We start from the raw sequence: 26329 nt of genomic DNA on the forward strand, positions 1-26329 counted from the left end.
TCTCCGTCATGCCCGCCCGTATCAGCGATCCCGACCAGCTCAAGGAGCTCCTCGGCATCCCGTTCACCCCGGAGCAGACGGCCTGCATCATCGCGCCGCCCGCCCCGCAGGTGATCGTGGCCGGCGCCGGTTCGGGCAAGACCACGGTGATGGCGGCACGTGTGGTGTGGCTGGTCGGAACCGGCCAAGTGGCCCCCGAACAAGTGCTCGGCCTCACGTTCACCAACAAGGCCGCCGGTGAACTCGCCGAGCGGGTCCGCAAGGCACTGATCAGGGCCGGTGTCACCGACCCGGACGTCATCGACCCGGACAACCCGCCGGGCGAGCCGGTGATTTCGACGTACCACGCCTTCGCGGGCCGCCTGCTGGCCGACCACGGCTTGCGCATCGGGCTGGAACCCACCTCCCGCCTGCTCGCCGACGCCACCCGCTACCAACTCGCCGCGCGCGTCCTGCGCGAAGCCCCAGGCCCCTACCCGGCACTCACCCGCTCCTTCGCCGACCTGGTCAGCGACCTCCTCGCACTGGACGCCGAACTCGCCGAACACCTCGTACGACCCGAGGACCTGCGCGCCTACGACGCCGACCTGCTGCGCACACTGGAGGGCGTCAAGCTCACCAACGCCGATCTGCGCAAGGTGCCCGAGACGGCCGCCGCCCGCCGTGAACTCGCCGACCTGGTGGTCCGCTACCGCGCCGCCAAACGGGAACGTGACCTGCTGGACTTCGGCGACCAGATCGCCCTGTCCGCCGGGCTCGCCCAGATCCCCGAAGTGGGCCGCGTCCTGCGCGACGAGTTCCGGGTGGTGCTCCTCGACGAGTACCAGGACACGTCCGTGGCCCAGCGCATCCTGCTGGCAGGCCTGTTCGGCAGTGGCACCGGCCATCCCGTCACCGCGGTCGGCGACCCCTGTCAGGCCATCTACGGCTGGCGCGGGGCCTCCGTGGCCAACCTCGACGACTTTCCCGAGCACTTCGCCCACGCCGACGGCCGCCCGTCCGTCCGACAGGCGCTCAGCGAGAACCGCCGCAGCGGCGGACGGCTCCTGGACCTCGCCAACGACCTCGCGGAGCCACTGCGCGCCATGCACGCGGGAGTGGAGGCACTCCGCCCGGCCCCCGGCGCCGAACGTGACGGCGTCGTCCGCTGCGCCCTGCTGCCCACCCACGCCGAGGAGATCCAGTGGCTCGCCGGCTCGATCGCGCACCTGGTGAACACCGGCAAGGCTCCCGGAGAGATCGCCGTTCTGTGCCGTACGGCCACCGACTTCGCCGAGATCCAGGGCGCGCTCGTCGCCCGGGACGTCCCCGTCGAGGTCGTCGGGCTGTCCGGGCTGTTGCACCTGCCCGAGATCGCAGACCTGGTCGCCGTCTGCGAGGTCCTCCAGGACCCCGGCGCCAACGCCTCGCTCGTCCGTCTGCTGACCGGCCCGCGCTGGCGGATCGGCCCGCGCGACCTCGCCCTGCTGGGGCGGCGCGCCCGGCTCCTGGTGTCGCACGCGCGGGTGGACGGCGAGGACGACCCGGACCGCCGGCTCGCCGCCGCCGTCGAGGGGGTGGACCCGGCCGAGGTGATATCGCTCGCCGACGCCCTCGACACCTTCCTGGAGACCCCGTTCGACGGGGACGGGGACCACGACGGCCTGCCCTTCTCCCCGGACGCGCGCGTACGGTTCGCGCGCCTGGCCACGGAACTGCGTGACCTGCGCCGCTCCCTGGCCGACCCCCTCATGGACGTCCTGCACCGCGTCCTGGCCGTCACCGGCCTGGAGGTGGAGCTGTCGGCGTCCCCGCACGCCCTGGCGGCCCGCCGACGCGAGACCCTGTCCAACTTCCTGGACGTCGCCGCCTCCTTCGCCGCCGGCGACGGTGAGGCGACCCTGCTGGCCTTTCTCGGCTTCCTGCGTACCGCCGCCCAGTACGAGAAGGGCCTGGACAACGCACTGCCCGGCGGCGAGAACACCGTGAAGGTGCTCACCGCGCACAAGTCCAAGGGCCTGGAGTGGGACGTCGTCGCCGTGCCGGGGCTGGTCACCGGTACCTTCCCCAGCAGCCAGGGCCGCGAGAAGTGGACCTCCCAGGGCAAGGTGCTGCCGCACGAACTGCGCGGCGACGCCGACACCCTTCCCGACCCCGCGTCCTGGGACTCGCGGGGACTGAAGGCCTTCCAGCAGGCCATGAAGGAGCACCAGCACACCGAGGAACTCCGCCTCGGCTACGTCACCTTCACCCGCCCCCGCTCCCTCCTCCTCGGCTCCGGCCACTGGTGGGGCCCGACCCAGAAGAAGCGGCGGGGCCCCTCCGACTTCCTGAGCGCCCTGTACCAGCACTGCGCGGACGGGAACGGCGAGATCGAGGTCTGGGCGGAAGAGCCCGACGAGGACGAGGAGAACCCCGTTCTGCACCAGGTGTCCGCCGACCAGGTGTGGCCCCTGCCCCTGGACGAGGCCGCCCTGACCAGGCGCCGGGCAGCCGCCGAGACCGTACTGGCCCACCTGGAGCACCTCGCCTCGCACCCGGACGGCCACCCGGAGGCCACGCACGACCCGGACACCTACGACGACCCGGACTGGCCCGCACCACCGGACCACGAGACCGCTATCGAGGACGACCCCTACGACGAGGACCCCTACGACGACGGCCCTTACGCGGACGAGAACTCCTTCGCCGGGGAGGGCTCCCACGCCGGGGCCGGCTCGTTCGGCGAGGAGGACCCGGCCGACTGGGACTCCTGGACCGCCGACCGCCCGACCGTCCCGCACCAGGCGGCCGCCCCGGACACCTCACGGCAGCCCCGCCCGGAACCCGCACGCCCCCACCCTCAGCCAACGCGCCCCCGCCCCGAGCCCGCACGCCCCCACCCCACGGAAGCGGAGGCCGACCACCCGCGCCTCACCCCGGAGGAGGCCCGCACCCTCGCCTCCTGGGACCGCGACCTCGACGCCCTCACCGGCGAACTCCTGCGAGCCCGGCACAGCGTCACCGACGTCCCCCTGCCCGCCTCGCTCACCGCGTCCCAGCTGCTGCGCCTGGCCGCCGATCCGGACGGCTTCGCACAGGAACTGGCCCGTCCCATGCCCCGCCCCCCGCAGCCCGCCGCCCGCCGCGGCACGCGCTTCCACGCCTGGGTCGAGTCCCGCTTCGAGGCGCTCACGCTGCCCATGCTGGAACCGGAGGAACTGCCCGGAAGCGAGGCCGACATCGCCGACGAACACGACCTGGAAACCCTCAAGGACGCCTTCGAGCGCACCGACTACGCCCAGCGCACGCCCTACCGCGTGGAGGCCCCCTTCCAGCTCACCCTCGCCGGCCGCGTGATCCGGGGCCGGATCGACGCCGTCTACAAGTCGGGCGACGGAGACGAGACGACGTACGACATCGTGGACTGGAAGACCAACCGCGGCCACACCGCCGACCCGCTCCAGCTCGCGGTGTACCGGCTCGCCTGGGCCGAGCAGCAGGGCATCTCCCCGGAGTCGGTCACGGCGGCCTTCCTGTACGTGCGCAGCGGCGAGGTCGTACGGCCCGAGGGGCTGCCGGACCGCGCGGCACTGGAACGGATCCTCCTGGAGGAGCCCGGAGGTGAGGAACCGCACGACGAGGATGTCACCGCGGGCCGATAGGCTCGTGACCATGAGCCACCCCGTTGACAGTGCCGTCAGCGCCGTCCGTACCTATGTCCAGCGGCACCGTGCCGTCTTCCTCGACGACCTGGCCGAGTGGCTGCGCATCCCGTCCGTGTCGGCCCAGCCCGACCACGCGCCCGACGTACGACGCAGCGCCGACTGGCTCGCCGCCAGGCTCCGGGAGACCGGCTTCCCGACCGCCGAGGTCTGGGAGACACCGGGTGCCCCGGCCGTCTTCGCCGAGTGGCCCTCCGCCGACCCCGGGGCGCCCACGGTCCTGGTCTACGGCCACCACGACGTACAGCCCGCCGCCCGCGAGGACGGCTGGGACAGCGAGCCCTTCGAGCCCGTCGTCCGCGACAACCGCCTCTACGCGCGCGGGGCGGCCGACGACAAGGGCCAGGTGTTCTTCCACACACTCGGCGTCCGCGCCCACCTCGCCGCCACCGGCCGCACGACTCCCGCCGTCCACCTCAAGCTGCTGATCGAGGGCGAGGAGGAATCCGGCTCGCCGAACTTCCGCGCCCTTGTCGAACAGCACGTGGACCGGCTGACCGCCGACGTCGTGGTCGTCTCCGACACCAGCATGTGGTCCGAGGACACCCCCTCCGTGTGCACCGGCATGCGTGGCCTCGCCGAGTGCGAGATCCGGCTGCATGGCCCAGACCAGGACATCCACTCCGGTGCATTCGGCGGAGCCGTCCCCAACCCGGCGACGGCCGTCGCCCGTCTCGTCGCCGCCCTGCACGACGAGCACGCGCGCGTGGCGATCCCCGGCTTCTACGACGGCATCATCGAGCTGACCGACCAGGAACGCGAACTCTTCGCCGAGCTGCCGTTCGACGAACAGCAGTGGCTGCGGACCGCCACGTCGCACGCCACTCACGGAGAGGCAGGGCACACCACCCTGGAGCGCGTCTGGGCCCGCCCGACCGCCGAGGTAAACGGCATCGGCGGCGGCTACCAGGGCCCCGGCAGCAAGACGATCATCCCATCCTCCGCCATGGTGAAACTCTCCTTCCGGCTGGTCGCGGGACAGGACCCCGATCACATCGAGAAGATCGTCCGCGCGTGGGTCGACAAACAGGTGCCCCCCGGGATCCGCAGCGAGATCACGTTCCTGGCCGCCACCCGCCCATGCCTCACGCCGCTGGACCATCCCGCCCTCCAGTCCGTGGTACGGGCCATGGAGTGCGCCTTCGACAAGCCTGTCCGCTTCACCCGCGTCGGCGGTTCGGGACCGGCCGCCGACCTCCAGGAAGTGCTGGGCGCCCCCGTGCTCTTCCTGGGCATCTCCGTCCCCTCCGACGGCTGGCACGCCCCCAACGAGAAGGTCGAGCTGGACCTGCTCCTCAAGGGCGTCGAAACCGCCGCGTACCTGTGGACCGACCTCGCGGAACACTGGAGTCATGCGCCCTGACCGCCCCGAGCCGCCCGGGTCGGCACAGCGGGCGGGGCACACTGGAAGAACTGTCCCGTACCGCCACGCCCAGCCGCGCCCGGCCACCTCCCGCCTGACGTCCCGCTGAACCGCCCGAGAAACACCCTTTCCACCGGGGGAGTTGGAAGCACCCGTGACCACCTGGACCGACCACACCGCCGACCGCCCCATCTCGCTCACCGCCCCGAGCGGCATCGACCGCGCCGCCCACCACCGGCTCGACGAGGCCTGGCTCGCGGCGGCATGGAGCCACCCGACGACCCGCTGCTTCGTGGTCTCCGGCGGCCAGGTCCTCATCGACGAGACGGCCGACGGCCGCACCGAACTCGTGATGACGCCGTCCTTCGAGGCGCCCCTCACCGAGGCGCACCGCTACTTCCTCGGCATCGACGAGGACGGCGTGCGCTACTTCGCCCTCCAGAAGGACTCGCTCCCCGGCCGTATCGACCAGTCCGCGCGCCAGGCGGGCCTGCGCGAGGCCGGCGCGCTCCTGTCAGCCCGGGACGTCGGCCTGATGGTGCACGCGGTCGGCCTGGAGAACTGGCAGCGCACGCACCGTTTCTGCTCGCGCTGCGGCGAGCGCACGGTCATCGCCGCGGCCGGTCACATCCGCCGCTGCCAGGCCTGCGGCGCCGAGCACTACCCGCGCACCGACCCCGCCGTGATCATGGCGGTGACCGACGAGGACGACCGCATCCTGCTGGGCCGCCAGGTCCACTGGCCCGAGGGCCGCTTCTCGACGCTCGCCGGTTTCGTCGAACCCGGCGAGGCCATCGAGCAGTCGGTGCGCCGCGAGGTCTTCGAGGAGGTCGGTGTCACCATCGGCGAGGTCGAATACGTCGCCAGCCAGCCCTGGCCGTTCCCGTCCAGCCTGATGCTGGGCTTCATGGCCCACGCCACCTCGACCGACATCGACGTCGACGGCGACGAGATCCATGAAGCCCGCTGGTTCTCCCGCGACGAACTGCGTGCCGCCTTCGACTCCGGCGAAGTCCTGCCGCCCTACGGCATCTCGATCGCGGCCCGTCTGATAGAGCTCTGGTACGGCAAGCCACTGCCGACCAGAAGCTTCCTGTGAGACACGGCCCCCCGCCGGTCTAGCCACGAAAGGCGAGGGCGGCCCCCGAGGAATCCTCGGGGGCCGCCCTTCTCACACGCGGGAGCGGTTACGCCCCGACCTTCTGCTTGACCTGGGCCAGCGAAGGGTTGGTGAGCGTCGAGCCGTCCGGGAACAGCACGGTCGGAACCGTCTGGTTTCCGCCATTCGCCTTCTCGACGAACGCGGCGGATTCCGGGTCCTGCTCGATGTTGATCTCGTTGTACGGGATGCCCTCGCGGTCCATCTGGCTCTTCAGCCGACGGCAGTAGCCGCACCACGTGGTGCTGTACATCGTCACAGTGCCCGGCATGTCTCTCGCGCTCCTTCGGCGGCTCGGGGGTCGTGCTCGCAGTGAGGGAACGTACGCGAAAGGGCCACCATTCCCTTCCGGATGGTCAACTCGATGTGAGTCCCGCCGCACGACCGGACGTGACGCATGGTGAGTCCGCCGCACGACCGGGACGTGACGCCTGCCGCATTAGTACGACTGCGGGTGCTCCCCTGTGGACAACCGGCTCTTCCGTCTCCGGCGACCTGGCAGCATGGCTGTGTGACAGCAGCAACGCACTCCACCCTCTTCCCGCAGACACCGGACTCGGCCGACGCGGTACTCGAAGGGCTCGACCCCGAGCAGCGCGAGGTCGCCACCGCCCTGCACGGTCCGGTGTGCGTGCTGGCGGGTGCCGGCACGGGCAAGACACGGGCGATCACCCACCGCATCGCCTACGGCGTGCGCGCGGGCATCCTCCAGCCGTCCAGCGTGCTGGCCGTCACCTTCACCAACCGCGCCGCGGGCGAGATGCGCGGCCGGCTCCGGCAGCTCGGCGCGGGCGGCGTCCAGGCCCGTACCTTCCACTCCGCCGCCCTGCGTCAGCTCCAGTACTTCTGGCCGAAAGCCATCGGTGGCTCCATGCCCCGGCTGGTCGACCGCAAGATCCAGCTCGTCGCCGACGCGGCCGCCGCCTGCCGCATCCGTCTCGACCGGGGCGAACTGCGGGACGTCACCGGCGAGATCGAGTGGTCCAAGGTCACCCAGACCGTCCCCGCCGACTACCCGTTCGCCGCGGTCAAGGCAGGACGCGAGGCCCCCCGCGCACCCGCCGAGATCGCCCAGCTCTACTCCGCGTACGAGGACCTCAAGCGCGACCGCGCCCTCATCGACTTCGAGGACGTCCTGCTGCTGACCGTGGCCGTCCTCCAGGATCGGCACGATGTCGCCGACCAGGTCCGCTCCCAGTACCAGCACTTCGTGGTCGACGAGTACCAGGACGTCAGTCCCCTCCAGCAGCGCCTGCTGGAGCTGTGGCTGGGCGACCGGGACAACCTCTGCGTGGTCGGAGACGCCAGCCAGACGATCTACTCGTTCACCGGAGCGACCCCCGACCACCTTCTCGACTTCCGCACCCGCCACCCCGGGGCCACGGTGGTCAAGCTGGTCCGCGACTACCGTTCCACACCTCAGGTCGTCCACCTCGCCAACGGCCTCCTCGCCCAGGCGCACGGCCGCGCCGCCGACCATCGGCTGGAGCTGGTCTCCCAGCGCGCCCCCGGCCCCGAGCCCGTCTACAGCGAGTACCCCGACGAGCCCGCCGAGGCCGAGGGCGCCGCACGGCGGATACGTGAGCTCATGGACGCGGGCGTCCGGGCCAGCGAGATCGCCATCCTGTTCCGCACCAACTCCCAGTCGGAGACCTACGAACAGGCCCTCGCCGACGCCGGAGTGCCCTACCAGCTGCGAGGGGCGGAGCGCTTCTTCGACCGCCCCGAGGTCCGCAAGGCCGGCGTCGCCCTGCGCGGCGCCGCCCGCTTCGGCGGTAACGACTCCCTCCTCGACGACGTCGTCGACCTGCCCTCCCAGGTGCGTGCGGTGCTGTCCGGCGAGGGGTGGACCACCGAGCCCCCGGCCGGCTCGGGAGCCGTCAGGGAGCGCTGGGAGTCCCTCGCGGCCCTCGTGAACCTCGCGCAGGACTTCGCCGCCGCCAGACCCGGCGCCACCCTGGGCGACCTCGTGGCCGAACTCGACGAGCGGGCGGCCGCCCAGCACGCCCCGACCGTGGAAGGCGTCACTCTCGCCTCCCTGCACTCGGCCAAGGGCCTGGAGTGGGACGTCGTCTTCCTGGTCGGCGTAGCCGAGGGCATGATGCCGATCACCTACGCGAAGACCCCCGAGCAGATCGAGGAGGAGCGCCGGCTTCTCTATGTAGGCGTCACCCGCGCCCGGGACCACCTCCACGTCTCCTGGGCGCTTTCCCGCTCTCCGGGTGGACGTCCGAGCCGCCGCCCCAGCCGCTTCCTCGACGGGCTGCGCCCCGGCTCGGCCGCCGCCGCGGGGAGTCGTGCCGCCGCAGCCGGCCCCGGAGGCGTCGAGCGGGGCTTCACGAGCAGGCCGGGCGCCACCCCGCGGCGCAGGCAGCGCACTCCGGCCCGCTGCCGAGTGTGCGGGCGCACGCTCACCGACGCCGGTGAGATGAAACTGATGCGTTGCGAGGACTGCCCGTCCGACATGGACGAGGGTCTCTACGAGCGGCTGCGCGAGTGGCGCGCGGTCCAGGCGCAGCGCAGCGGACAGCCCGCCTTCTGCGTCTTCACCGACAAGACGCTGATGGCGATCGCCGAGGCCGCCCCCGACGAAGACGGGGAGCTCGCCCGGATTCCTGGGGTCGGCATGCGCAAACTCAAGCGCTACGGAGCTGATGTCCTCGCCCTTTGTGCTGGCCAGGAGCCTGCGGGAGAAGAAGACGGGGTTTGATGCGAACTCGTCGAAAAAATAGTTTGCGCATGCCCCGGCAATCCCCATAGGTTCTTAGCCACGGGGACGGAGGCCTTCTCGGAGGCCCCGATTCCGTGCTGTACTTGCATACCCGTAGGACTGGTTCATCCCAGTCCCAGAGACGCCGAGAGGAGGCGATTCCAGTGATCAGCATCAACAGCGGTTTCATCAGCAAAATGACCGATCGCTCGGTCGTCTCCACGTGCATGCTCGGCGCCTCTGCTCCGTGCACCGGTCTGTCCGGCATTCGTGCCGTGCGTCCGGTGTCCTCCGTGTCTCTTGCGGGTCTTCCCGTCCGAGAGCGCAATGAGCGACCGATCAAGGCACTGGAAGCAGTAGGGGCACAGGCGCAGGCCTATGCCTTTGCGGCGGCCGGTGCCGGTAGCCGGAAGCAGACGCAGCACCACCTGATGTGGGCCTTCCGTGGGCCAGAACCCTGGAGTGATCCAGCCTGATCGTCGATCAGGCCGGCGCCTTCAGGGCCGCGGAACCCCACCCGGGATCCGCGGCCCTTCTGTTTGTCCTCGAACGGGGATGACGGAACGAAGGGGCCTCGGGACAAGAAAAGAACCCGGTACCAGCCGACAACCGGTCCAACAGGGCCGGAACGACCAGACGAGGAAGACGAACCGTGCAACTCGAAGCGCACGCCCCGTCCGTACCGCCTTCCGAAACGATCCCCCCGCCCGGCCTCACGGAGGACTCCACCTTGTTGACCCCGCTCACCGCGCTCACCGCGCTCGACGACGCCATCGAGAACCTCGGCGTGCCCGTCCCCTGCCGCTCCTACGACCCGGAGGTCTTCTTCGCCGAGTCGCCGGCGGACGTCGAGTACGCCAAGTCCCTCTGCCGCACCTGCCCCCTGGTCGAGGCCTGCCTCGCCGGTGCCAAGGAGCGGCGTGAGCCCTGGGGCGTCTGGGGTGGCGAACTGTTCGTGCAGGGTGTCGTCGTCGCCCGGAAGCGGCCGCGTGGTCGCCCGCGCAAGAACCCGGTCACGGCATGAACACCGCAGGAACCATCGATCGTCCCGTCACGCACGACCCCAAGAAGCAGGCCCCGATGAAGCCGTCCACCGACGAGCCCGCAGGCGCGACGCCTGAAGACTTCACCATGAGCGGCGCGATGGACTCGCGCCAGAACAGGACCCGAGAGATGCAACTCATCCCAGAAGCCCTGGCCCGTGCGCATATGCACGAGCTCCTGCATGAGGCCGAGCGGGACCGTCAGGCCGTGCGCCTGGCGGCCGCCCGCCGGATGCAGCGCCGGGCCGAGCGCGCCTCGCTGCGCGCCCGCCGCGCGCTCGCCATGGCCGTCATGCAGTAGTCCCGAACGACACCTGAAGCGGTGGCCTCCCGGCCAGGGAGGCGGAGCTTTCCCCGCGGGGGCCGGTCCGCCCGAACGGACCGGTCCCCGCCGTGCGTTGTGCCGACCATCTCTGCTCTCGGGAGAGCTTCAGGGCGATCGAGGGGCTGTCGGACTCGGCCTGGTGGTGAGCCAGGCCGGCGCCCTCACGCCTCCGCGACCGACTGCTCCTCGTCCGCCTCGACCACGTCCGCCGCGCCGTCGTTCTTCTCCAGGAGCGTCTCCGGGACGAATCCCGGCAGCCACTCCTCCAGTTCCTCACGCAGACGTACCGTCGAGCCCAGCTGGCAGAGCACGCCGATGGTGCTCAGGGTCACGCGGTGGATCAGGAGGTAGGCCGGGGGCAGGTTGAGCTGTTTGCCCAGCTGATGTGCGGGGGAGCGGGGATCGGCGATGCGGGCCGCCTGGCTGCGCATCCAGCCGCGGGTGAAGGTGAACTCGTCGGCCTGGGCCGGTTCGATGATCGGCAGGAGATAGTCGAGGACCGCGTCGGGGTCGAGCTCTATGGATTCCTTGACGAAGCCCTCGGCGCACAGGAGCTCGTACACGGCCTCCGCATCGCCGTCGATCGTCATGCGCAGGGAGGTGCCGATCGGGGTGGGCAGGCCGCCCGGGAGACGGTCGACCGTGCCGAAGTCCAGGACCCCCAGGCGCCAGTCCTCCTCGCCGTCCGGGCCGCCGGGCAGGAGCCGGAAGTTACCCGGGTGCGGGTCGGCGTGCAGCAGTCCGGTGCGGGCCGGGCCGGAGAAGAGGAAGCGGGCCAGTAGCTGACCGGCGCGGTCGCGCTGCTGCTGGGTGCCGTCGGCGATCACTTCCGACAGCGGAACGCCGTCCATCCACTCCGTGACCAGAACCTGCTCGCACTGATGGACCACCCCGGGCACCACGACATCCGGATCGTCCGCGAACTCCTCGGCGTGGGCGCGCTGGGCCTGCGCCTCCAGGCCGTAGTCCAGTTCCTCGGAGACCCGGTCCTTGAGCTCCGTGATCAGCGGCTTGATGTCCACGCCGGGGACGAGGGGACCCAGTAGGCGGGCGAACCGGCTCAGTTGGGTCAGGTCCGACAGCAGCGCCTCGCCGGCGCCCGGGTACTGAACCTTGACGGCCACCTCGCGGCCGTCGTGCCAGACCCCACGGTGCACCTGGCCGATCGAGGCGGCCGCCGAGGGCTTGTCCTCGAACTCCAGGAACAGGCCCTTCCAGTCCTCGCCGAGGCGCTCGGTCAACACCGTGTGCACGGTGCGGATCGGCATCGGGGGAGCCGCCTCCTGGAGCTTCGTCAGGGCTGCCCGGTAGGGACCGGCGACCTCCTCGGGCAGCGCCGACTCGAACACCGACAGGGCCTGGCCGAACTTCATCGCGCCGCCCTTGAGTTCGCCGAGCACCTTGAACAGTTGCTCCGCCGTGCGCTGTTGCAGCTCGCGGCCGACCAGCTCCGCGGACTCGCCCACGATCCGCTTGCCGAGCCCCCAGGTCGCTCGTCCGGCGAATCCGAGCGGAAGTGCGGCGAGCTTGGCGGTACGGGTGACCGCCTTGCGGGGAAGATCAGACATGCGCCCTCCAGGTGCCAGCCAGCCGCGCCGCGTCAGCCCTACGGCGTAACTCCTTCGACGGTTGTTGCTCCGCCATTGTCTCGTGCCACTCCTCGGCCTCGGAGGTGTGTTCCTCGTTACCCTTCTCCGCTGCTCCGCAACGACAAGCGGAGTGCGCCCAGACCGGCCGAGCATGCCAGTTGAGGGCGGGCAGGGCGACCTCCCAGCGTGCGCCCGCGCTCGACGGGACCCGGCCGTCCAGGAAAGCGAGCGCGTGCGCTGCCGCCAGACCCGCGACCGTCGTGGCCAGCGTCAGGTCGCAGGGGCGCGGCTGTCGTGCCTGGCGTGGTGTACCGGAGCGCCACTGGGCGACCAGGCGGGGCCAGGTCCGGTCACGGTCGACGCGTGCCTCGTGCAGACAGCCGGCGCAGCCCGTCTCGCCGGGCAGGACGAGTGGGCCCACCACTCCGGTTCCCTCCACGACCCCGGCGTACAGATGAGGGGTGCCGGAAGTGATCAAGGGCTCGGCGGTGGAGGAGTCGGGAGCGTGTACGTCCACGTCGTCCCGCGGGGCGAGGACCACCAGGGACAGGCCGGCGTTGTCGCCCTCGGACGGGGCGCGGGAGCCTCGGCGCGGTGGGTCTTCCGGGGCGGCCCGGCGCACCGCCCGCCGGGCAGCCTCGTCCCTGCGCTCGCCGATCGATTCCGCGGTCAGCCCGCCCGGCGCGACGTCCCCCGGCTCGACGCGGCCGACGTCGCGCACCTCGACCTCGCCGATACCCGCGCCCGACAGCAGCGAGGCCAGGACCACGCCCACCCGGCCCGCGCCTCTCACCTGGACGCGCAGGGAACGACGCGCGGCCAGCAGACCGATCGCCTCGCCCGGCTCGGACGCGGTCAGCGACAGCGAGGCCAGGTCGGGGCGCAATCGGTCGAGAACCTCCTTCTTCTCCCGTAGGGCCTCGGCGCCCGGCCCGCCGCCTCTCGCGTCGTCGACGAGCCCGGCCCGCGCCAGCCGCTCCACCAGGGCGTCGACGTGCCCCTCGGGCAGATCCATCCGACGGGCCTCCTCCCGGAGGAGCGGAAGCCCACGGGTGCCGTTGAGCAGGTCGAGGAAACTACCTGTCGCCGTGTCCATCGGGCCAAGTGTCATCGCGTGCGCCGGAGTCATCCCGAACTGCACGGTGTTGAGGTCGCGCCAGCCGCGCCTGAGCGCGGGCTTCACGATCGGAACCATCGACTGCGACATCGTCGCCTGCGAAACCGTCGACTGCATGACAGACCCCCGTAGCCCTCGTAAAACATCCCCGTTCGGCCGGCGGATTCCGTTGGGGCGTCGGACAGGTCAGGACACCCCGCCACACCTCCGCCGGCGAGTGCCAGCATGCCCCGGGCCGGGCGTCGGGCGCCGACAGTTGTCCACAGGCGGCGGCATTCGTCGTACAAGTCGGTCGTACGAATCAAACGCATGTGGGGTTCAAACACATGTGGGGTATCGAAGCCGAACCGTCCCGGAGGCGGGACTTCCCCGGTGTGCACCGGGTAACGTCGTGCCGTGTCCGCCGACCCCCTGCACCGCGCAGGAACGCCGCAGCGCCGTACGACGAGCCAGCCGCCGGGCGGCTCGGGGGCGAGCGCGATCGAGGTGCGCAGGAGTGCCCGACGTCGCCGGACCGTCTCCGCCTACCGCGAGGGTGATCGCACCATCGTGCTCATCCCTGCCCGGATGTCCGAGGCGGAGGAGCAGCGCTGGGTGGGTGTCATGCTCGACAAGCTGGCCGCCCAGGAGAGCAAGCGGGTCCTGGGCGACGTCGAGCTGGGTGAGCGTGCCGAACGGCTGTCCGCCCAGTACTTCGAGGGCCGGGCCAGGCCCACCTCGGTGCGCTGGGTCACCAACCAGAACACGCGCTGGGGCTCGTGCACCCCCGCCGAGGGCAGCATCCGTCTGTCGCACCGGCTTCAGGGCATGCCCGAGTACGTCGTCGACTACGTCCTCCTCCACGAACTCGCACATCTGCTCGTGCCCGGCCACGGGCCGCGATTCTGGCGTTTGTTGGAGGCGTATCCGCGCACGGAGCGGGCCAAGGGCTATCTCGAAGGCGTGGTCGCCGTCGGACGATTGCCGCACCTGCCGGTCGCAGACGGAGAATGACGCCACCCGGCGGCACCGGCACCGGCACCGGCCCCGATTCCCGAGGGGGATTCTGTACCGGATCTGTACCGACTTCTGCCGGTGTCCGAGTTTGCAGTTAGCCTGTCGCGACGCACTCGTATACGGGATGGGGGACGGTCGTTACGTATGGCCAGGGAATTCCAACGAGGCCACAAGGCCAAGATCAGTGACCTGACCGCGGGTACGGATCTGTACGTGGGCGTACAGATCTCCGGCCCCGGACTGACCTTCGACATCAGCTGCTTCGGTCTCGACGCCGACGAACGGCTCTCCGACGACCGGTACTTCATCTTCTTCAACCAGCCGAAGTCACCCGAGGACTCCATCCAGCTCCTCGGCCCGCAGGCGGGCGACACCGAGTCCTTCCGCGTCACGCTCGATCAGATCCCCTCGCAGATCCAGAAGCTGTCGTTCACCGCGACCATCGACGGCGACGGCCAGATGTCACAGATCGCTCCCGGATACGTCCGGATCGTCGCCGGCGGGGAGGAGGTCGCCCGGTACTCCTTCGACGGCGGTGAGTTCACCACCGAGCGCGCCGTGATGCTGGGGGACTTCTACCTGAAGGACGTGTGGCGTTTCGCCGCCGTCGGACAGGGCTTCGACGGGGGCCTGGACGCGCTGCTGAAGAACTTCGGCGGCGAGGTCGCCGAGGAGGAACCGGCGCCCGCGCCGGACGCCCCGGCACAGACCCAGGCGCCGGCCTTCGCACCGCCGCCGCAGGCACCCGCGCCGCAGGCACCCGCACCGCCGCCCCCCGCGCCCACGTTTGGAGCGCCGGCTCCCGCGCCCGACCCGGCTCCGCCCGCCCCGCCCGCCCCCGCCCCGTCGGTCCACACGGCGCCGACGATCGCCGGGACCACCCCGCCCGGTGCGCCTCCCGGCGTCCCGCCGCAGGCGCCCGCGCCGACCAGCCCGCAGATGTTCACGCCGCCCGGAGCGGGCCCGCAGACGTTCACGCCCCCGGGCGCTCCCGGCGTCTTTCCCGGCCAGGGGCAGCCGTTCGGCGGAGCCACGGCGCTCGCGCCCGTGCCGCCCGAGGCCAACGTGCGGGTCGTCCTGACGAAGTACGCGGAAGCCCCGGTGGGCGACCGTTGGACGGAGCAGAACCCGCAGCTCGTGCGCGCCACGCTCTCCAAGGGCGCCCCGATCCTCGCCAAGCAGGGCAGCATGGTCGCCTACCAGGGCGACATCGATTTCGCCCACAAGGGATCCGGCCTGCTCGGCAAGCTCACCGGAGCTCTCACCGGCCAGGGCATGTCCCTGATGCGCTGTTCCGGCGACGGGGAGGTGTTCCTCGCCGACGAGGCGAGCCGCGTGTTCGTCATCCGACTCCAGGGCGAGCAGCTCTACACCAGCGCGCAGGGCGTGCTCGCGTTCGACGAAGCCCTGGACACCGAGGTCCGCCGGATCGAAGGCGCGGGACTCCCCGGGGGCGGCCTGTTCAGCATGCTGTTCTCGGGTACGGGAGCAGTCGTCGTGAAGACCCGCGGTGTGCCGGTCGTCATCCCCGTCGGCCCGGCCACCTACGTCGACGGGAACGCCGTCATCGCCTGGTCGGCCGGCGCGCAGGCCGTCACCACGGCCGCGCTCAGGCTGCGCCGGTCCGGGTATGCCCGCCAGGCCTCCGAGGCCGTGAACCTCCAGTTCCGGGGCGCCCCCGGAAACTTCGTCGTCGTACAGCCCTTCGAGGTGTGAGGCCCATGGACACCCAGACTCTCAGCGCGCACAGCGCCGCTTCCACCGGCGTCCGGATGACCGTGCACAGCTCCAAGACGCTCAAGGTCACCATGGCTACCGGGCACGACCTGCTGGCCAAGGCCGGCTCCATGATCGCGTACGACGGCTATGTGCAGTTCGACGGGGCGCCCGCCAACCTGCGTCGATCGGCCGAGGAGATGGTCACCGGCGAGGGCGGCAAGCTGATGCTCTGCCGGGGCGACGGCGACCTGTACCTAGCCGACTACGGCGGCGACGTCCTCGTCCTGCACCTCGACAACGAGGCCCTGTCGGTCAACGGAGCGACACTGCTCGCCTGCGACGCCTCGCTGGAGCTGACCGTCGAACCGGTCAAAGGCCTCGCCAAGCTGTCCGGCTCGGGACTGACCAACCTCGTCGTACGCGGCACGGGCTGGGTCTCGCTGGTCAGCCGGGGCATCCCGATGGCCCTGGACTGCGCCGAGCGTGAGACGTACGTCGACCCGGACGCGCTCATCGCCTGGACGACCGGCCTGGACATGAAGGCCCGCCGCACGGTCAAGGCGAGCGCTCTGCTTGGCCGGGGCAGTGGTGAGGCGTTCCAGATCGGTTTCAAGGGCCAGGGCTTCGTGGTGGTCCAGCCGAGCGAGGACACCGGCGACCGATTCAAGGTCCGGGGCTGAGGGGAGCACCAGGCACATCATGCACAGCACACTTTTCGCACACATTCCGGTGGAGTCCACCGGCCGCTACACCCTGCAGAACCCGCAGCTCCTCAAGACCGACGTCACCCAGGGCAGCAGCCCCGTGCTCGCGCGCCAGGGGGCCATGGTGGCGTTCGAGGGGCAGGTGGAGTTCGACAGCCAGTACCGCAACCGCAGCTGGCGCAACGTCGAGCGGATGACCGGCGAGCGTCTGGAGCTCATGCGCTGCAAGGGCAACGGCGTCGTCTACCTCGCCAACCTGGCCCAGCACCTGCACATCATGGAGGTCGGCCGTGGTCTCACCGTCGACAGCTCCTACGTGCTCGCCTTCGACGGCTCCCTGGGGGTCGGCATCGTCGCGGTCGACAGTGCCGTGGAGGTGGCCTCGGCGGGCGCCTACAACCTGGAGCTGTCCGGCTCGGGGCAGATCGTCCTCATGACCTCGGGCGAGCCGCTGGCACTGGAGGTCACCCCGGAGAAGAACGTCTGCTGCGACGCGGACGCGGTGGTCGCCTGGTCGACGTCGCTGCGGACCCAGCTCCAGGCTCCGACCTCCACCTCCGCGGTGTGGCGCCGCCGGGGCTCCAGCGGTGAGGGCTGGGAAATGCAGTTCTCCGGGACGGGCCATGTCCTGGTGCAGCCCAGTGAGCTGCTGCCGCCGCAGCATCTGCGGACATCGGGCGTGCTCGGCCAGTTCGGCATGGGCAGTGGCGGCCTGCGCGGCAACTCCCTCGGGGGCAGCAACAGCTGACGCCCCCCGCACCGGTCGGCAAGCGGACCTGAGGGGCGCACGTGGAAGCGTGCGCCCCTCAGGTCCGCCCTTGGTGCCTCAGAGTCTCGCGCGGGCCGCCTCCAGCAGACGTACGATCGACTCGTCGGCGACATCGGCGACCTCGTCGTAGGCGAACCAGCGCAGGTCCAGGGACTCGTCGCTGATCGCCTCGACGGCACCGGACGGAGCGAGCGCCGCGTACTGGACGTCCAGGTGCCAGGCGCAGGGCGTGTGATGGCGGTCGAGGCGCACCGGACCGCCGGGCAGCAGGCGCAGCCCCGCGATGCCCGACTCCTCGGTGCCCTCGCGCAGGGCGCTGGCCGCCAGGGTGTCGTCGGCCGGTTCGCAGTGGCCGCCCATCTGCAGCCACTTGCGGATCTTTCCGTGCAGGGTCAGCAGCACGCGTCCCTGCTCCGGGTCGATCACCATGGCGCTCGCCGTGATGTGACCGGCCGCGCAGGCCTTCCACAGGCCGTCCGGATGCTCCGCGAGGTGGTCCAGGTAGGCCTGGCGCAGCTCTGCCTGGCCCTCGTAGTTCTTCAGGACGAGGACCGCGTCGTCGTACAGGCTCACTCGGTGTCGTCGCCCTCGCCCTCGTCCTTGGAGCCGCCCTCGCCCGTGGAACCCTCGGTGGAGCCCTCCTTGGGGCCCCCGTCCTTCTTCCTGAGGTCGGGCTTGTCCGCCGCCTCGCCGAGGATCTTGTCCAGCTCGGAGAAGTCAAGCTGCTCACGGTGGACGAAGCCGTCCGGGTCGTCCAGGTCGGAGGCGTTCGGCAGCATGTCCGGGTGGGCCCACAGGGCGTCCCGGCCGTCGACACCGCGCGCGTCCGTGAGCGAGGCCCACAGCCGGGACGCGTCTCGCAGGCGGCGGGGACGCAGTTCCAGGCCGATCAGCGTGGCGAACGTCTGCTCGGCCGGACCGCCGGAGGCGCGACGGCGGCGCAGGGTCTCGCGCAGCGCGTCCGCGCCCGTCAGACGGGGCTTCGCGGCCGCGTGCACCACCGCGTCGACCCAACCCTCGACGAGGGCCAGAGCGGTCTCCAGACGGGCCAGGGCCGCCTTCTGCTCCGGCGTGTCCTCCGGCTGGAACATGCCCTGCTGAAGGGCGTCCTGCAACTGCTCCGGATTCTGCGGATCGAACTGGCCGACCACGTCCTCGAGCTTCGCGGTGTCGACCTTGATCCCGCGCGCGTAGCCCTCGACCGCGCCGAACAGATGCGAGCGCAGCCACGGCACATGCGCGAAGAGACGCTGGTGGGCGGCCTCGCGCAGGGCGAGGTACAGCCGCACCTCGTCCTTCGACACGCCGAGGTCCCTGCCGAACGCGTCCATGTTCACGGGCAGCAGCGCGGCCTTGCCGGCCGGGCCGAGCGGCAGGCCGATGTCGGTGGAACCGATGACCTCGCCCGCGAGCACACCGACGGCCTGCCCGATCTGGGTGCCGAACATGGCGCCGCCCATCGAGCGCATCATGCCGATCAGCGGGCCGGCCATGGCCTGCATCTCCTCCGGCAGGACGTCACCCATGGCGGCGCCGACACGCTCGGCGACCGGGTCCACCAGTTCCTTCCACGCGGGCAGGGTCGCCTCGACCCACTCCGCGCGGCTCCACGCCACCGCGGAGGCAGCGCCGGACGGCAGCGACGTCGCGTCGTCCAGCCACAGGTCCGCCAGGCGGACGGACTCCTGTACGGCAGTGCGCTCGGCGGCGCTGACGCTCGTGTCCTTGGTGCCGTCCGCCGTGCCCTGCGAGACCGTCTGGCGGGCGATCTGTTTGGCCATGTCCCAGTTCACCGGGCCGCCCTCGTAGGAGAGCATCTGGCCCAGCTGCTGGAAGGCGGCGCCCAGGTCGGTGGGGTTCAGCGAACCGAACATGGCAGCGAGCGGATTGTCCGCGCCGGGGCCGCCAAAGCCTCCGGCGCCGGGCATCTCGCCGAAACCGAACGGGTTGGCCGGTCCCTGACCACCGCCGCTCTGCGGGTCCTTCTTCTTGCCCTCGTCGCCGTCGTCCGGCTCCTCCGGCGGAAGGCCGAATCCGAATGGGGTGTCACTCACGGGATTCCTCGGCTGGTAAGGCCACCGGTTCTCTCCGGCGGCGCGGCTGCCCGACAACACCACCCAGCGTAGACACCATGGGCGGTTAGGGCCTCGGTGCTTCGCCGACTCGCGGCCTGCGGCAGGATGGATGCCACCTGGTACGCACGCTTCACGCGCGCTCATACTGAAGACAACCACTGGAGACGCCCGGTGAGTTCCCCAGATCCACAGGTTCGCGCAGCGCGAAACCAGTCAACCAGTTCCGCCAGGCGCGGGCCCGTCGTCGCGGTCACCGGCGCGGCCTCCGGCGTCGGCGCGCTGCTCACCGAGCGGCTCGCCGCCTCGGAGGAGATCAAGCAGGTCATCGGCCTCGACGAGCGGCGAGGAGAGTGCGCCGGCGCGCAGTGGCACATCCTGGACGTGCGGGATCCGGCCATCGCGGAGAAGCTGCGCGGGGCGGATGTCGTGGTGCACCTCGCTCTCGACCTCGACCTGGAGAGCGATGCCGCTGCCCGGACGGCGTACAACGTGCGGGGGACGCAGACCGTGCTGACCGCGGCCGCCGCGGCCGGTGTCCATCGGGCCGTGCTGTGCACGTCCTCCATGGTGTACGGGGCCCTGCCGGACAACGAGCTGCCCCTGTCGGAGGACGCTGAGCTGCGGGCCACCGCGGAGGCGACCGGAGTCGGGGACCTGCTGGAGATCGAGCGACTGGCCCGCAGGGCTCCTCGGGCGCATCCGGGACTCAACGTCACCGTCGTGCGCCCCGCCGTGCTCGTCGGCGGTACCGACACCGCGCTGACCAGGTATTTCGAGTCTCCTCGCCTGCTCGTCGTGGCCGGGTCCCGGCCCGCCTGGCAGTTCTGTCACGTCGAGGACCTGTGCAGCGCCCTGGAGTACGCCGTCCTGGAGAAGGTCGAGGGGGAGCTGGCCGTCGGGTGCGACGGATGGCTGGAACAGGAGGAGGTCGAGGAGCTGAGCGGAATCCGGCGGATGGAGCTGCCCTCGGCTGTCGCGCTGGGGGCGGCCGCCCGGCTCCACCGGATCGGGCTCACGCCGTCACCGGCGGGGGACCTGGCGTACACGATGTACCCCTGGGTGGTGAGCGGGAGCAGGCTGCATGACGCGGGGTGGCGCCCGCAGTGGACCAACGAGGAGGTACTCGCGGAACTTCTCGAGGAGGTGTCCGGGAGACACACGGTCGCCGGGCGCCGGCTCGGCCGCAAGGACGCGACGGCCGCCGGTGCCGCGGGGGCGACGGTGGCGCTGCTGGGAGCGGCGGCGGTGGTGCGCCGGGCTCGCAAGGCGCGTCGGCGGATCTGATCCCCATGGGCGCGGGCGTGCGGCGCGGATCTGATCCCCGTGGCCGCGGGCGTGCGGCACGATGGGGGTATGGCACCCACACACGACCACCCCGGTGAGCAGGCGGCTCAGGACCCGATCAAGCTGCTTGCCGTCCGGGAGACGGATCTCTCCCTGGACGAGGTCTTCCGGGCCGTCGGGGACGACGCCGCCGGCGGCACCGCCCTGTTCGTCGGCACCGTGCGCAACCACGACGGGGGCGCCGACGTCGAGGCGCTCGGGTATTCGTGTCATCCCAGTGCCGAGGCCGAGATGCGGCGGATCGCCGAGAAGGTGGTCGCGGAGTACCCGGTGCGTGCGCTCGCCGCCGTGCACCGGGTGGGAGACCTGCGGGTCGGGGACCTCGCCGTCGTCGTCGCCGTCTCCTGCCCGCACCGGGGGGAGGCCTTCGAGGCCTGTCGGAAACTGATCGACGATCTCAAGCACGAAGTGCCCATCTGGAAACACCAGAAGTTCTCCGACGGGACCGAGGAGTGGGTCGGGGCGTGTTGACCCCGCCGACGCGGCGAACCGGCACCTGACACCCCCGCGTGTCGATCTGCCGCTGAGGGGAACTCGGGCGCTCTTGGGGACCTGCGGGATCTGGAGACCTGAGCGCCTGGGGAGCCGGGGACCCTGTCCCCTTCCCTCACCGCTCCGGTTGCGTAACCGCACCCCTGGCGTGAGCGTTGTCAGTGCGGATGATTAATCTGCTGATCAGTCAGTTGCAGTAGTTCAGGGTGGGTTGGAGGCAGGCATGGGGGCGCTCGTCTGGTTGCTGATTCCGCTGTTGGCCGCGATCGGCGCGGGCCTGTGGGGCAGTTGGGCGAACCGGACCCGCAAGGCCCGGGGCGACGGTCCCGAGCTCGACGGATATGCCCGGTTCCGCGCGGCCATGGAGAAGCCCCAGTCCGGCACGTGACCCGGATACGGCCCTGACGATGCGCTGACAGGCCCGTCCCGTACTGTCGTGCCATGCCACGCCGCACCGCGACGATGCTCGCCTCCACCCTGATGCTGATCGCGCTGCTGTGCGCGGGAGTCTTCATCACCGTGCCCTACTCGGAGATGTCACCGGGGCCGACGGTGAACACCCTCGGGGACCACGACGGCGAGCCGGTGCTGCAGATCTCGGGACGCAAGACGTACGCGACCAGCGGGCACCTGAACATGACCACCGTCCGGGTCACCAGCGCCGACTACAAGATGAACCTGGTCGAGGCCGTCTACGGTTGGCTCGCGCACGACAACAAGGTCGTGCCGCACGACACCCTCTACCCCGACGGCAAGACCGAGGAGCAGTCCACCCAGGAGAACGCCGAGGAGTTCAGCCAGTCCCAGGAGAGCGCCAAGGTCGCCGCCCTGAAGGAACTGAACGTTCCGGTGCGGTCCTGGGTGATTGTCTCGACGGTCGTCAAGGGCTCCCCGGCCGAGGGCAGGCTGCACGCGGGCGACGTGATCAAAGCCGTCGACGGTACGGCGGTGAAGGAGCCGGCCGACGTCGCCGAGCTGGTGACCAAGCACAAGCCGGGCGACAAGGTCGTCTTCACGATCGTGCCCGCCAAGGAGCAGGCCGCCGCCGAGAAGGAGCACCGGACGGCGACGAAGACGCAGAAGGTGACCATCACGACCAGGACCTCCGACGACAGCGGTAAGAAGCGCGCCATCGTCGGGATCTCCGCCGGGACCGATCACACCTTCCCGTTCAGCATCGACATCAAGCTCGCCGACGTCGGCGGGCCGAGCGCCGGCCTGATGTTCTCGCTCGGCATCTACGACAAGCTCACCCCCGGCAACCTCACCGGCGGGAAGTTCGTCGCCGGCACCGGGACCATCGACGACGCCGGCAAGGTCGGCCCGATCGGCGGCATCGAGATGAAGACCGTCGGCGCGCGCGACAAGGGCGCCCAGTACTTCCTCACGCCCGCCGAGAACTGCGCAGCCGCCGCGAGCGACACCCCCGAGGGCCTCACCCTGGTCAAGGTGAAGACCATCGACGACGCCCTGGGCGCCCTCAAGGACATCCGCTCCGGCGACACCGCCGACCTGCCGAAGTGCACGACGAAGTAGCCCCGGGAACTACTCCTCGAACGTCGCCTTCAGCGCCTCCGCCAGCCCCGGTACCAGATCGGAACCGGTGAGGACCTCCGTCGGGGAGTCCTTCTCGCGCAGCCGCAGGGCGGAGTCGCGGGCCCCGTCCCGCAGGACCGCGACCGTCATGCGGACCTCCTGGCGGTCCGGGTGCTCGGCCACCCACCGGGCGAGCTTCTTATCGCCGAGCCCCTCCGGGACGGACGCCTCGGCGGACGGCGGCAGCATCAGACGTTCCACGGTCAGGGCGCAACCGACCACGGCCTCGGGCCAGGCGATGGTGCCGAGGAACTCGTCGAGCGGCTTGCCCGCTGGAATCTCGTCCTGCTCGATCGGGGTGAGGCCGGTGATCTCCTGCTCCGCCTCGAGGCCGAGCTGGGCCGCCAGCGCGGGTTCCTGGGTGCGCAGCCGGGCGGTGTCTACGAGGGCGAAGAGGCGGGCGGGCTGGTCCCAGCCGAGGCCGGAGGCGTACTCGTCGATCTCGAGCACCGCCCGGGTGAGCGGGCTCGCCGCCATGGGAGTGTTGGACATAATCACAATCTTGCCTCGTTCCCGGCCCGAATCGGGAACCGAGTAAAGCGTGAGTAAGTTGCATAGGTGAGGGCCACGATCACGTGGCCCATGGACGGCCCGTGACGACGCGGGTCTGACGGACCAACAGCGAACTTCGAGGTGCGCACCTTGGCTTTCCAGATGCCGGACCGCGGCGGAGGCCCGACGGGGCCACGGATCAGAGTGGGCCGCCCGTCCCGGCGAGTCCGGACCCTGCTCATGACGCTGGGCGTCCTAGCCGTCCTCGGCATGGCGTTCACCATGTTCGCGGGGTTCTGGACGGACTGGCTCTGGTACCGGTCGGTGAACTACTCGTCCGTGTTCACGACCACCCTGTGGACCAAGATCGGGCTGTTCTTCGTCTTCGGCCTGCTGATGGCCCTCGCGGTCGGCTTCAACATCTGGCTGGCGCACCGGATGCGTCCGCCGCTGAGCGCCATGTCGATGGAACAGCAGAGCCTCGACCGCTACCGGATGGGCATCGCGCCGTACAAGAAGTGGCTGCTGCTCGGAATCACCGCCCTGGTGGGCCTGATCGCGGGCGCCTCGGCCTCCGGCCAGTGGCGGACCTGGCTGATGTGGGTCAACGGCGTGCCCTTTCACCAGAAGGACCCGCAGTTCCACCTCGACGTCTCCTTCTACGCCTTCGACCTGCCCTGGTACCGGTTCCTGCTGGGCTTCGGCTTCGCCGCCGCGATCCTCTCCGTGATCGCCGCCGCGCTCACCCACTACCTGTACGGCGGGCTCAGGGTCACCTCTCCGGGCGCGCGTGCGACGGCCGCCGCGACCGGGCACCTGTCGGTGCTGCTGGGCCTCTTCGTCGCCCTGAAGGCGGTCGCGTACTGGCTCGACCGGTACGGCCTGGCGGTGAAGTCCAGCGATTTCAAGGCCACCGACAACTGGACGGGCCTCAGGTACGTCGACGCCAACGCCTATCTGCCGGCCAAGACGATCCTGTTCTGCATCGCCGTCATCTGCGCGCTGCTGTTCTTCGCCACCCTGTGGCGGCGCACCTGGCAGCTGCCCGTCATCGGCTTCGGCCTGATGGTGCTCTCGGCGATCCTCATCGGCGGGCTGTACCCGGCGATCGTCCAGAAGTTCCAGGTCCAGCCGAACGAGCAGGCCAAGGAAGCGCCGTACGTCGAGAAGAACCTCAAGGCGACACGTGACGCGTACGGCATCGACGACGCCAAGGTCACCGAGTACGAGGGCAAGTCCAACACCACGGACAAGGCGAAGCTGCGTGACGACGCCGCCGACGCGGCCAGCATCCGCATCATGGACCCGAACATCGTCTCGCCGACGTTCCAGCAGCTCCAGCAGATGCGGAACTACTACGCATTCCCCACCAATTTGGACGTCGACCGGTACAGCAAGGACGGCAAGAGCGCCGGGGACCAGGACACGGTCATCGGACTGCGCGAGCTGAACCTCAACGGCATTCCGAAGAACAACTGGATCAACGACCACTTCCGTTACACCCACGGGTACGGCGCGGTCGCCGCGAAGGGCACCGAGGCCGACTCGCAGGGCCGTCCGGTCTTCACCGAGTACGACCTGCCGTCCAAGGGCGATCTGGGGAAGTACCAGCAGCGCATCTACTACGGCGAGAAGACCAACTCGTACTCGATCGTCGGCGGTCCCCAGAAGGAGATCGACTACTCCGACGACACCGGCGAGAAGACCTTCAGCTACACGGGCAAGAGCGGGGTCAACCTCTCCAACCCGATCAACCGCGCCGCGTACGCGGTGGCGTTCAACGAACCGCAGATCCTCTACTCGGGTGCCATCGGCAAAGGATCGCGGATCCTGTACAACCGCACCCCGAAGGAGCGCGTCGAGGCGGTCGCCCCGTGGCTGACCATCGACGGGGACGCCTATCCGGCGGTCGTCGGCGGCAAGATCCAGTGGATCGTGGACGCGTACACGACCACCAACGGCTATCCGTACGCCTCCCGTACGACCCTGGGCGACACGACGGCCGACTCGCTGACCGCGACCAACAACTCGCGTGCGGTGGTGGCGCAGCAGAACCAGGTCAACTACATCCGCAACTCGGTGAAGGCGACCGTCGACGCGTACACCGGCGAGGTCAAGCTCTACCAGTGGGACACCGAGGACCCGGTCCTGAAGACCTGGATGAAGGCGTTCCCGAACACGGTGGAGCCCAAGAAGGACATCTCCGACGCGCTGATGGCGCATCTGCGGTACCCGCAGGACCTGTTCAAGGTCCAGCGCGAGCTGCTCAGCCGCTACCACGTCGAGGACGCGCAGACCTTCCTCAGCGGCAGCGAGGTGTGGCAGGTGCCGGACGACCCGACCAACAAGTCGGGCAACGCGGTGCCGCCGTACTACCTGAGCATGAAGATGCCCGACCAGCAGTCGCAGGTGTTCTCGCTGACGACGACGTTCACGCCCAACGGCCGGGACAACCTCAGCGCGTTCATGACGGTCGACGCGGAGGCGGGCACCGGCGACTACGGCAAGATCAGAATCCTGAAACTGCCGACGAACACCACCGTCAACGGGCCCAAACAGGTGCAGAGCCAGTTCAACTCCGAACAGGACATCGCCGAGACCATCAGCCTGCTCAACCGCGGTGACTCCACAGTGGAGTACGGCAACCTGCTGGCGGTGCCACTCGACGGTGAACTCCTGTACGTGGAACCGGTCTACGTGCGCGGTGGCGGTCTGAAGTACCCGCTGCTGCGGAAGGTGTTGGTGACGTACGGAGGCAACACCGCCTTCGAGGACACCCTGGGCCAGGCCCTCAACAAGGTCTTCGGAGCGAACGGTTCGGCCACCGAGCCGCCACCGGACACGGGTGACACCTCGAACCCGCCGCCGTCATCCACCAACCCCACGGTCCAGGCGGCGTTGAACGACGCCCAGAAGGCCTTCGACGCCGGCCAGGAAGCGCTGAACAAGCAGCCGATCGACTGGGAGGCCTACGGCAAGGCGCAGAAGGACCTCGAGGCCGCGCTGAAGCGGGCCGAGGACGCGCAGGCGGCAGCCGACAAGGACAAGGGCAGCAACAAGCCCAGCAGCAGCCCGAGTCCGAGCAGCAGCCCCAGCGGCGGCAAACCCAGCAGCAGCCCGACCCCGAGCAGCAGTCCCAGCGGCTGATCAAGC

Annotated in this window: 22 protein-coding genes; 16 read left to right on the forward strand and 6 right to left on the reverse strand. The window is 70.3% G+C overall.

Going from position 1 to position 26329, the window contains the following annotated elements; all coding sequences use genetic code 11:
* Positions 1 to 8 precede the first annotated feature (8 nt).
* The 3 genes from ABZ027_RS02255 (at position 9) to nudC (ending at position 6145) form a co-directional block, all read left to right on the forward strand.
* On the forward strand, positions 9 to 3623 hold the full coding sequence (locus ABZ027_RS02255; RefSeq protein WP_356763484.1) for a UvrD-helicase domain-containing protein: 3615 nt from the start codon (positions 9 to 11) through the stop codon (positions 3621 to 3623).
* Positions 3624 to 3633: 10 nt separating this feature from the next.
* On the forward strand, positions 3634 to 5046 hold the full coding sequence (locus tag ABZ027_RS02260; protein ID WP_356763486.1) for a dipeptidase: 1413 nt from the start codon (positions 3634 to 3636) through the stop codon (positions 5044 to 5046).
* Between the two features lie 154 nt (positions 5047 to 5200).
* A complete protein-coding gene (gene nudC, locus ABZ027_RS02265) occupies positions 5201 to 6145 on the forward strand; it encodes an NAD(+) diphosphatase (RefSeq protein ID WP_356763488.1) in 945 nt (314 codons plus the stop codon).
* Positions 6146 to 6233: 88 nt separating this feature from the next.
* Here the strand turns inward: nudC and ABZ027_RS02270 are convergent, their stop codons facing one another.
* Entirely contained in the window at positions 6234 to 6476 is a 243-nt protein-coding gene (locus ABZ027_RS02270; RefSeq protein WP_356763490.1) for a mycoredoxin, read from the reverse strand.
* Positions 6477 to 6716: 240 nt separating this feature from the next.
* Here ABZ027_RS02270 and ABZ027_RS02275 point away from each other — a divergent pair, with 240 nt between their 5' ends.
* The 4 genes from ABZ027_RS02275 (at position 6717) to ABZ027_RS02290 (ending at position 10259) form a co-directional block, all read left to right on the forward strand.
* Positions 6717 to 8915 (forward strand): ATP-dependent DNA helicase UvrD2, encoded by a 2199-nt coding sequence (locus tag ABZ027_RS02275; protein WP_356763492.1) that lies wholly within the window; start codon positions 6717 to 6719, stop codon positions 8913 to 8915.
* 164 nt (positions 8916 to 9079) lie between these two features.
* Positions 9080 to 9391, forward strand: a complete 312-nt coding sequence (locus tag ABZ027_RS02280; RefSeq protein ID WP_356763494.1) for a hypothetical protein — start codon at positions 9080 to 9082, stop codon at positions 9389 to 9391.
* 176 nt (positions 9392 to 9567) lie between these two features.
* A complete protein-coding gene (locus ABZ027_RS02285; RefSeq protein ID WP_356763496.1) occupies positions 9568 to 9939 on the forward strand; it encodes a WhiB family transcriptional regulator in 372 nt (123 codons plus the stop codon).
* Positions 9936 to 10259 (forward strand): hypothetical protein, encoded by a 324-nt coding sequence (locus ABZ027_RS02290; protein ID WP_356763497.1) that lies wholly within the window; start codon positions 9936 to 9938, stop codon positions 10257 to 10259. The genes ABZ027_RS02285 and ABZ027_RS02290 overlap by 4 nt, the downstream gene beginning before the upstream one ends.
* A gap of 185 nt (positions 10260 to 10444) precedes the next feature.
* Here ABZ027_RS02290 and ABZ027_RS02295 read toward each other — a convergent pair whose 3' ends face one another.
* Both ABZ027_RS02295 and ABZ027_RS02300 read right to left on the reverse strand, forming a co-directional pair.
* Positions 10445 to 11851 carry an AarF/ABC1/UbiB kinase family protein gene (locus tag ABZ027_RS02295; protein ID WP_356763499.1) on the reverse strand — a complete coding sequence of 469 codons (1407 nt, stop codon included), beginning with the start codon at positions 11849 to 11851 and terminating at the stop codon, positions 10445 to 10447.
* Positions 11844 to 13067: a TOMM precursor leader peptide-binding protein gene (locus tag ABZ027_RS02300; protein ID WP_356763956.1), complete on the reverse strand. Its 1224-nt coding sequence runs from the start codon at positions 13065 to 13067 to the stop codon at positions 11844 to 11846. Before ABZ027_RS02300 ends, ABZ027_RS02295 begins: the two co-directional genes overlap by 8 nt.
* 318 nt (positions 13068 to 13385) lie before the next feature.
* Between ABZ027_RS02300 and ABZ027_RS02305 the strand changes: the two genes are divergently transcribed.
* The 4 genes from ABZ027_RS02305 to ABZ027_RS02320 all read left to right on the forward strand — a co-directional run bounded on the left by ABZ027_RS02305 (position 13386) and on the right by ABZ027_RS02320 (position 17156).
* A complete protein-coding gene (locus ABZ027_RS02305) occupies positions 13386 to 13982 on the forward strand; it encodes a M48 family metallopeptidase (RefSeq protein ID WP_356763501.1) in 597 nt (198 codons plus the stop codon).
* Positions 13983 to 14129: 147 nt separating this feature from the next.
* A complete protein-coding gene (locus tag ABZ027_RS02310) occupies positions 14130 to 15701 on the forward strand; it encodes a TerD family protein (protein ID WP_356763503.1) in 1572 nt (523 codons plus the stop codon).
* A gap of 5 nt (positions 15702 to 15706) precedes the next feature.
* A complete protein-coding gene (locus tag ABZ027_RS02315) occupies positions 15707 to 16384 on the forward strand; it encodes an AIM24 family protein (protein ID WP_356763505.1) in 678 nt (225 codons plus the stop codon).
* A 19-nt stretch (positions 16385 to 16403) separates the two neighbouring features.
* A complete protein-coding gene (locus tag ABZ027_RS02320; RefSeq protein WP_356763507.1) occupies positions 16404 to 17156 on the forward strand; it encodes an AIM24 family protein in 753 nt (250 codons plus the stop codon).
* A 78-nt stretch (positions 17157 to 17234) separates the two neighbouring features.
* On the opposite strand, the gene ABZ027_RS02325 is transcribed toward ABZ027_RS02320, so the two are convergent.
* Positions 17235 to 17750 carry an NUDIX hydrolase gene (locus ABZ027_RS02325; RefSeq protein ID WP_356763509.1) on the reverse strand — a complete coding sequence of 172 codons (516 nt, stop codon included), beginning with the start codon at positions 17748 to 17750 and terminating at the stop codon, positions 17235 to 17237.
* On the reverse strand, positions 17747 to 19231 hold the full coding sequence (locus ABZ027_RS02330) for a zinc-dependent metalloprotease (RefSeq protein ID WP_356763511.1): 1485 nt from the start codon (positions 19229 to 19231) through the stop codon (positions 17747 to 17749). Before ABZ027_RS02330 ends, ABZ027_RS02325 begins: the two co-directional genes overlap by 4 nt.
* Positions 19232 to 19423: 192 nt before the next feature.
* Here ABZ027_RS02330 and ABZ027_RS02335 point away from each other — a divergent pair, with 192 nt between their 5' ends.
* The 4 genes from ABZ027_RS02335 (at position 19424) to ABZ027_RS02350 (ending at position 22624) form a co-directional block, all read left to right on the forward strand.
* Positions 19424 to 20536, forward strand: a complete 1113-nt coding sequence (locus ABZ027_RS02335) for an SDR family oxidoreductase (protein WP_356763513.1) — start codon at positions 19424 to 19426, stop codon at positions 20534 to 20536.
* Positions 20537 to 20605: 69 nt separating this feature from the next.
* On the forward strand, positions 20606 to 21067 hold the full coding sequence (locus ABZ027_RS02340; protein ID WP_356763515.1) for a molybdenum cofactor biosynthesis protein MoaE: 462 nt from the start codon (positions 20606 to 20608) through the stop codon (positions 21065 to 21067).
* A 244-nt stretch (positions 21068 to 21311) separates the two neighbouring features.
* Entirely contained in the window at positions 21312 to 21476 is a 165-nt protein-coding gene (locus tag ABZ027_RS02345) for a hypothetical protein (protein WP_356763516.1), read from the forward strand.
* 53 nt (positions 21477 to 21529) lie between these two features.
* Positions 21530 to 22624 (forward strand): PDZ domain-containing protein, encoded by a 1095-nt coding sequence (locus ABZ027_RS02350; RefSeq protein ID WP_356763518.1) that lies wholly within the window; start codon positions 21530 to 21532, stop codon positions 22622 to 22624.
* Positions 22625 to 22633: 9 nt separating this feature from the next.
* On the opposite strand, the gene ABZ027_RS02355 is transcribed toward ABZ027_RS02350, so the two are convergent.
* Positions 22634 to 23176 (reverse strand): PPA1309 family protein, encoded by a 543-nt coding sequence (locus tag ABZ027_RS02355; protein ID WP_356763520.1) that lies wholly within the window; start codon positions 23174 to 23176, stop codon positions 22634 to 22636.
* Between the two features lie 162 nt (positions 23177 to 23338).
* On the opposite strand from ABZ027_RS02355, the gene ABZ027_RS02360 reads away from it, so the two are divergent.
* Positions 23339 to 26323 carry a UPF0182 family protein gene (locus ABZ027_RS02360; protein WP_356763958.1) on the forward strand — a complete coding sequence of 995 codons (2985 nt, stop codon included), beginning with the start codon at positions 23339 to 23341 and terminating at the stop codon, positions 26321 to 26323.
* Positions 26324 to 26329: the final 6 nt, after the last annotated feature.

The organism is Streptomyces sp. NPDC006332 (assembly GCF_040612855.1).
Classification (GTDB): domain Bacteria; phylum Actinomycetota; class Actinomycetes; order Streptomycetales; family Streptomycetaceae; genus Streptomyces.

What these genes read in the sequence shown, in the direction of transcription:
- ABZ027_RS02255 (WP_356763484.1), top strand. Translation starts at nt 9, where the DNA reads ATGCCCGCCCGTATCAGCGATCCCGACCAGCTCAAGGAGCTCCTCGGC.
- ABZ027_RS02260 (WP_356763486.1), top strand. Translation starts at nt 3,634, where the DNA reads ATGAGCCACCCCGTTGACAGTGCCGTCAGCGCCGTCCGTACCTATGTC.
- ABZ027_RS02270 (WP_356763490.1), bottom strand. Translation starts at nt 6,476, where the DNA reads ATGCCGGGCACTGTGACGATGTACAGCACCACGTGGTGCGGCTACTGC.
- ABZ027_RS02290 (WP_356763497.1), top strand. Translation starts at nt 9,936, where the DNA reads ATGAACACCGCAGGAACCATCGATCGTCCCGTCACGCACGACCCCAAG.
- ABZ027_RS02295 (WP_356763499.1), bottom strand. Translation starts at nt 11,851, where the DNA reads ATGTCTGATCTTCCCCGCAAGGCGGTCACCCGTACCGCCAAGCTCGCC.
- ABZ027_RS02300 (WP_356763956.1), bottom strand. Translation starts at nt 13,067, where the DNA reads ATGGTTCCGATCGTGAAGCCCGCGCTCAGGCGCGGCTGGCGCGACCTC.
- ABZ027_RS02310 (WP_356763503.1), top strand. Translation starts at nt 14,130, where the DNA reads ATGGCCAGGGAATTCCAACGAGGCCACAAGGCCAAGATCAGTGACCTG.
- ABZ027_RS02315 (WP_356763505.1), top strand. Translation starts at nt 15,707, where the DNA reads ATGGACACCCAGACTCTCAGCGCGCACAGCGCCGCTTCCACCGGCGTC.
- ABZ027_RS02320 (WP_356763507.1), top strand. Translation starts at nt 16,404, where the DNA reads ATGCACAGCACACTTTTCGCACACATTCCGGTGGAGTCCACCGGCCGC.
- ABZ027_RS02340 (WP_356763515.1), top strand. Translation starts at nt 20,606, where the DNA reads ATGGCACCCACACACGACCACCCCGGTGAGCAGGCGGCTCAGGACCCG.
- ABZ027_RS02345 (WP_356763516.1), top strand. Translation starts at nt 21,312, where the DNA reads ATGGGGGCGCTCGTCTGGTTGCTGATTCCGCTGTTGGCCGCGATCGGC.
- ABZ027_RS02350 (WP_356763518.1), top strand. Translation starts at nt 21,530, where the DNA reads ATGCCACGCCGCACCGCGACGATGCTCGCCTCCACCCTGATGCTGATC.
- ABZ027_RS02355 (WP_356763520.1), bottom strand. Translation starts at nt 23,176, where the DNA reads ATGTCCAACACTCCCATGGCGGCGAGCCCGCTCACCCGGGCGGTGCTC.
- ABZ027_RS02360 (WP_356763958.1), top strand. Translation starts at nt 23,339, where the DNA reads ATGCCGGACCGCGGCGGAGGCCCGACGGGGCCACGGATCAGAGTGGGC.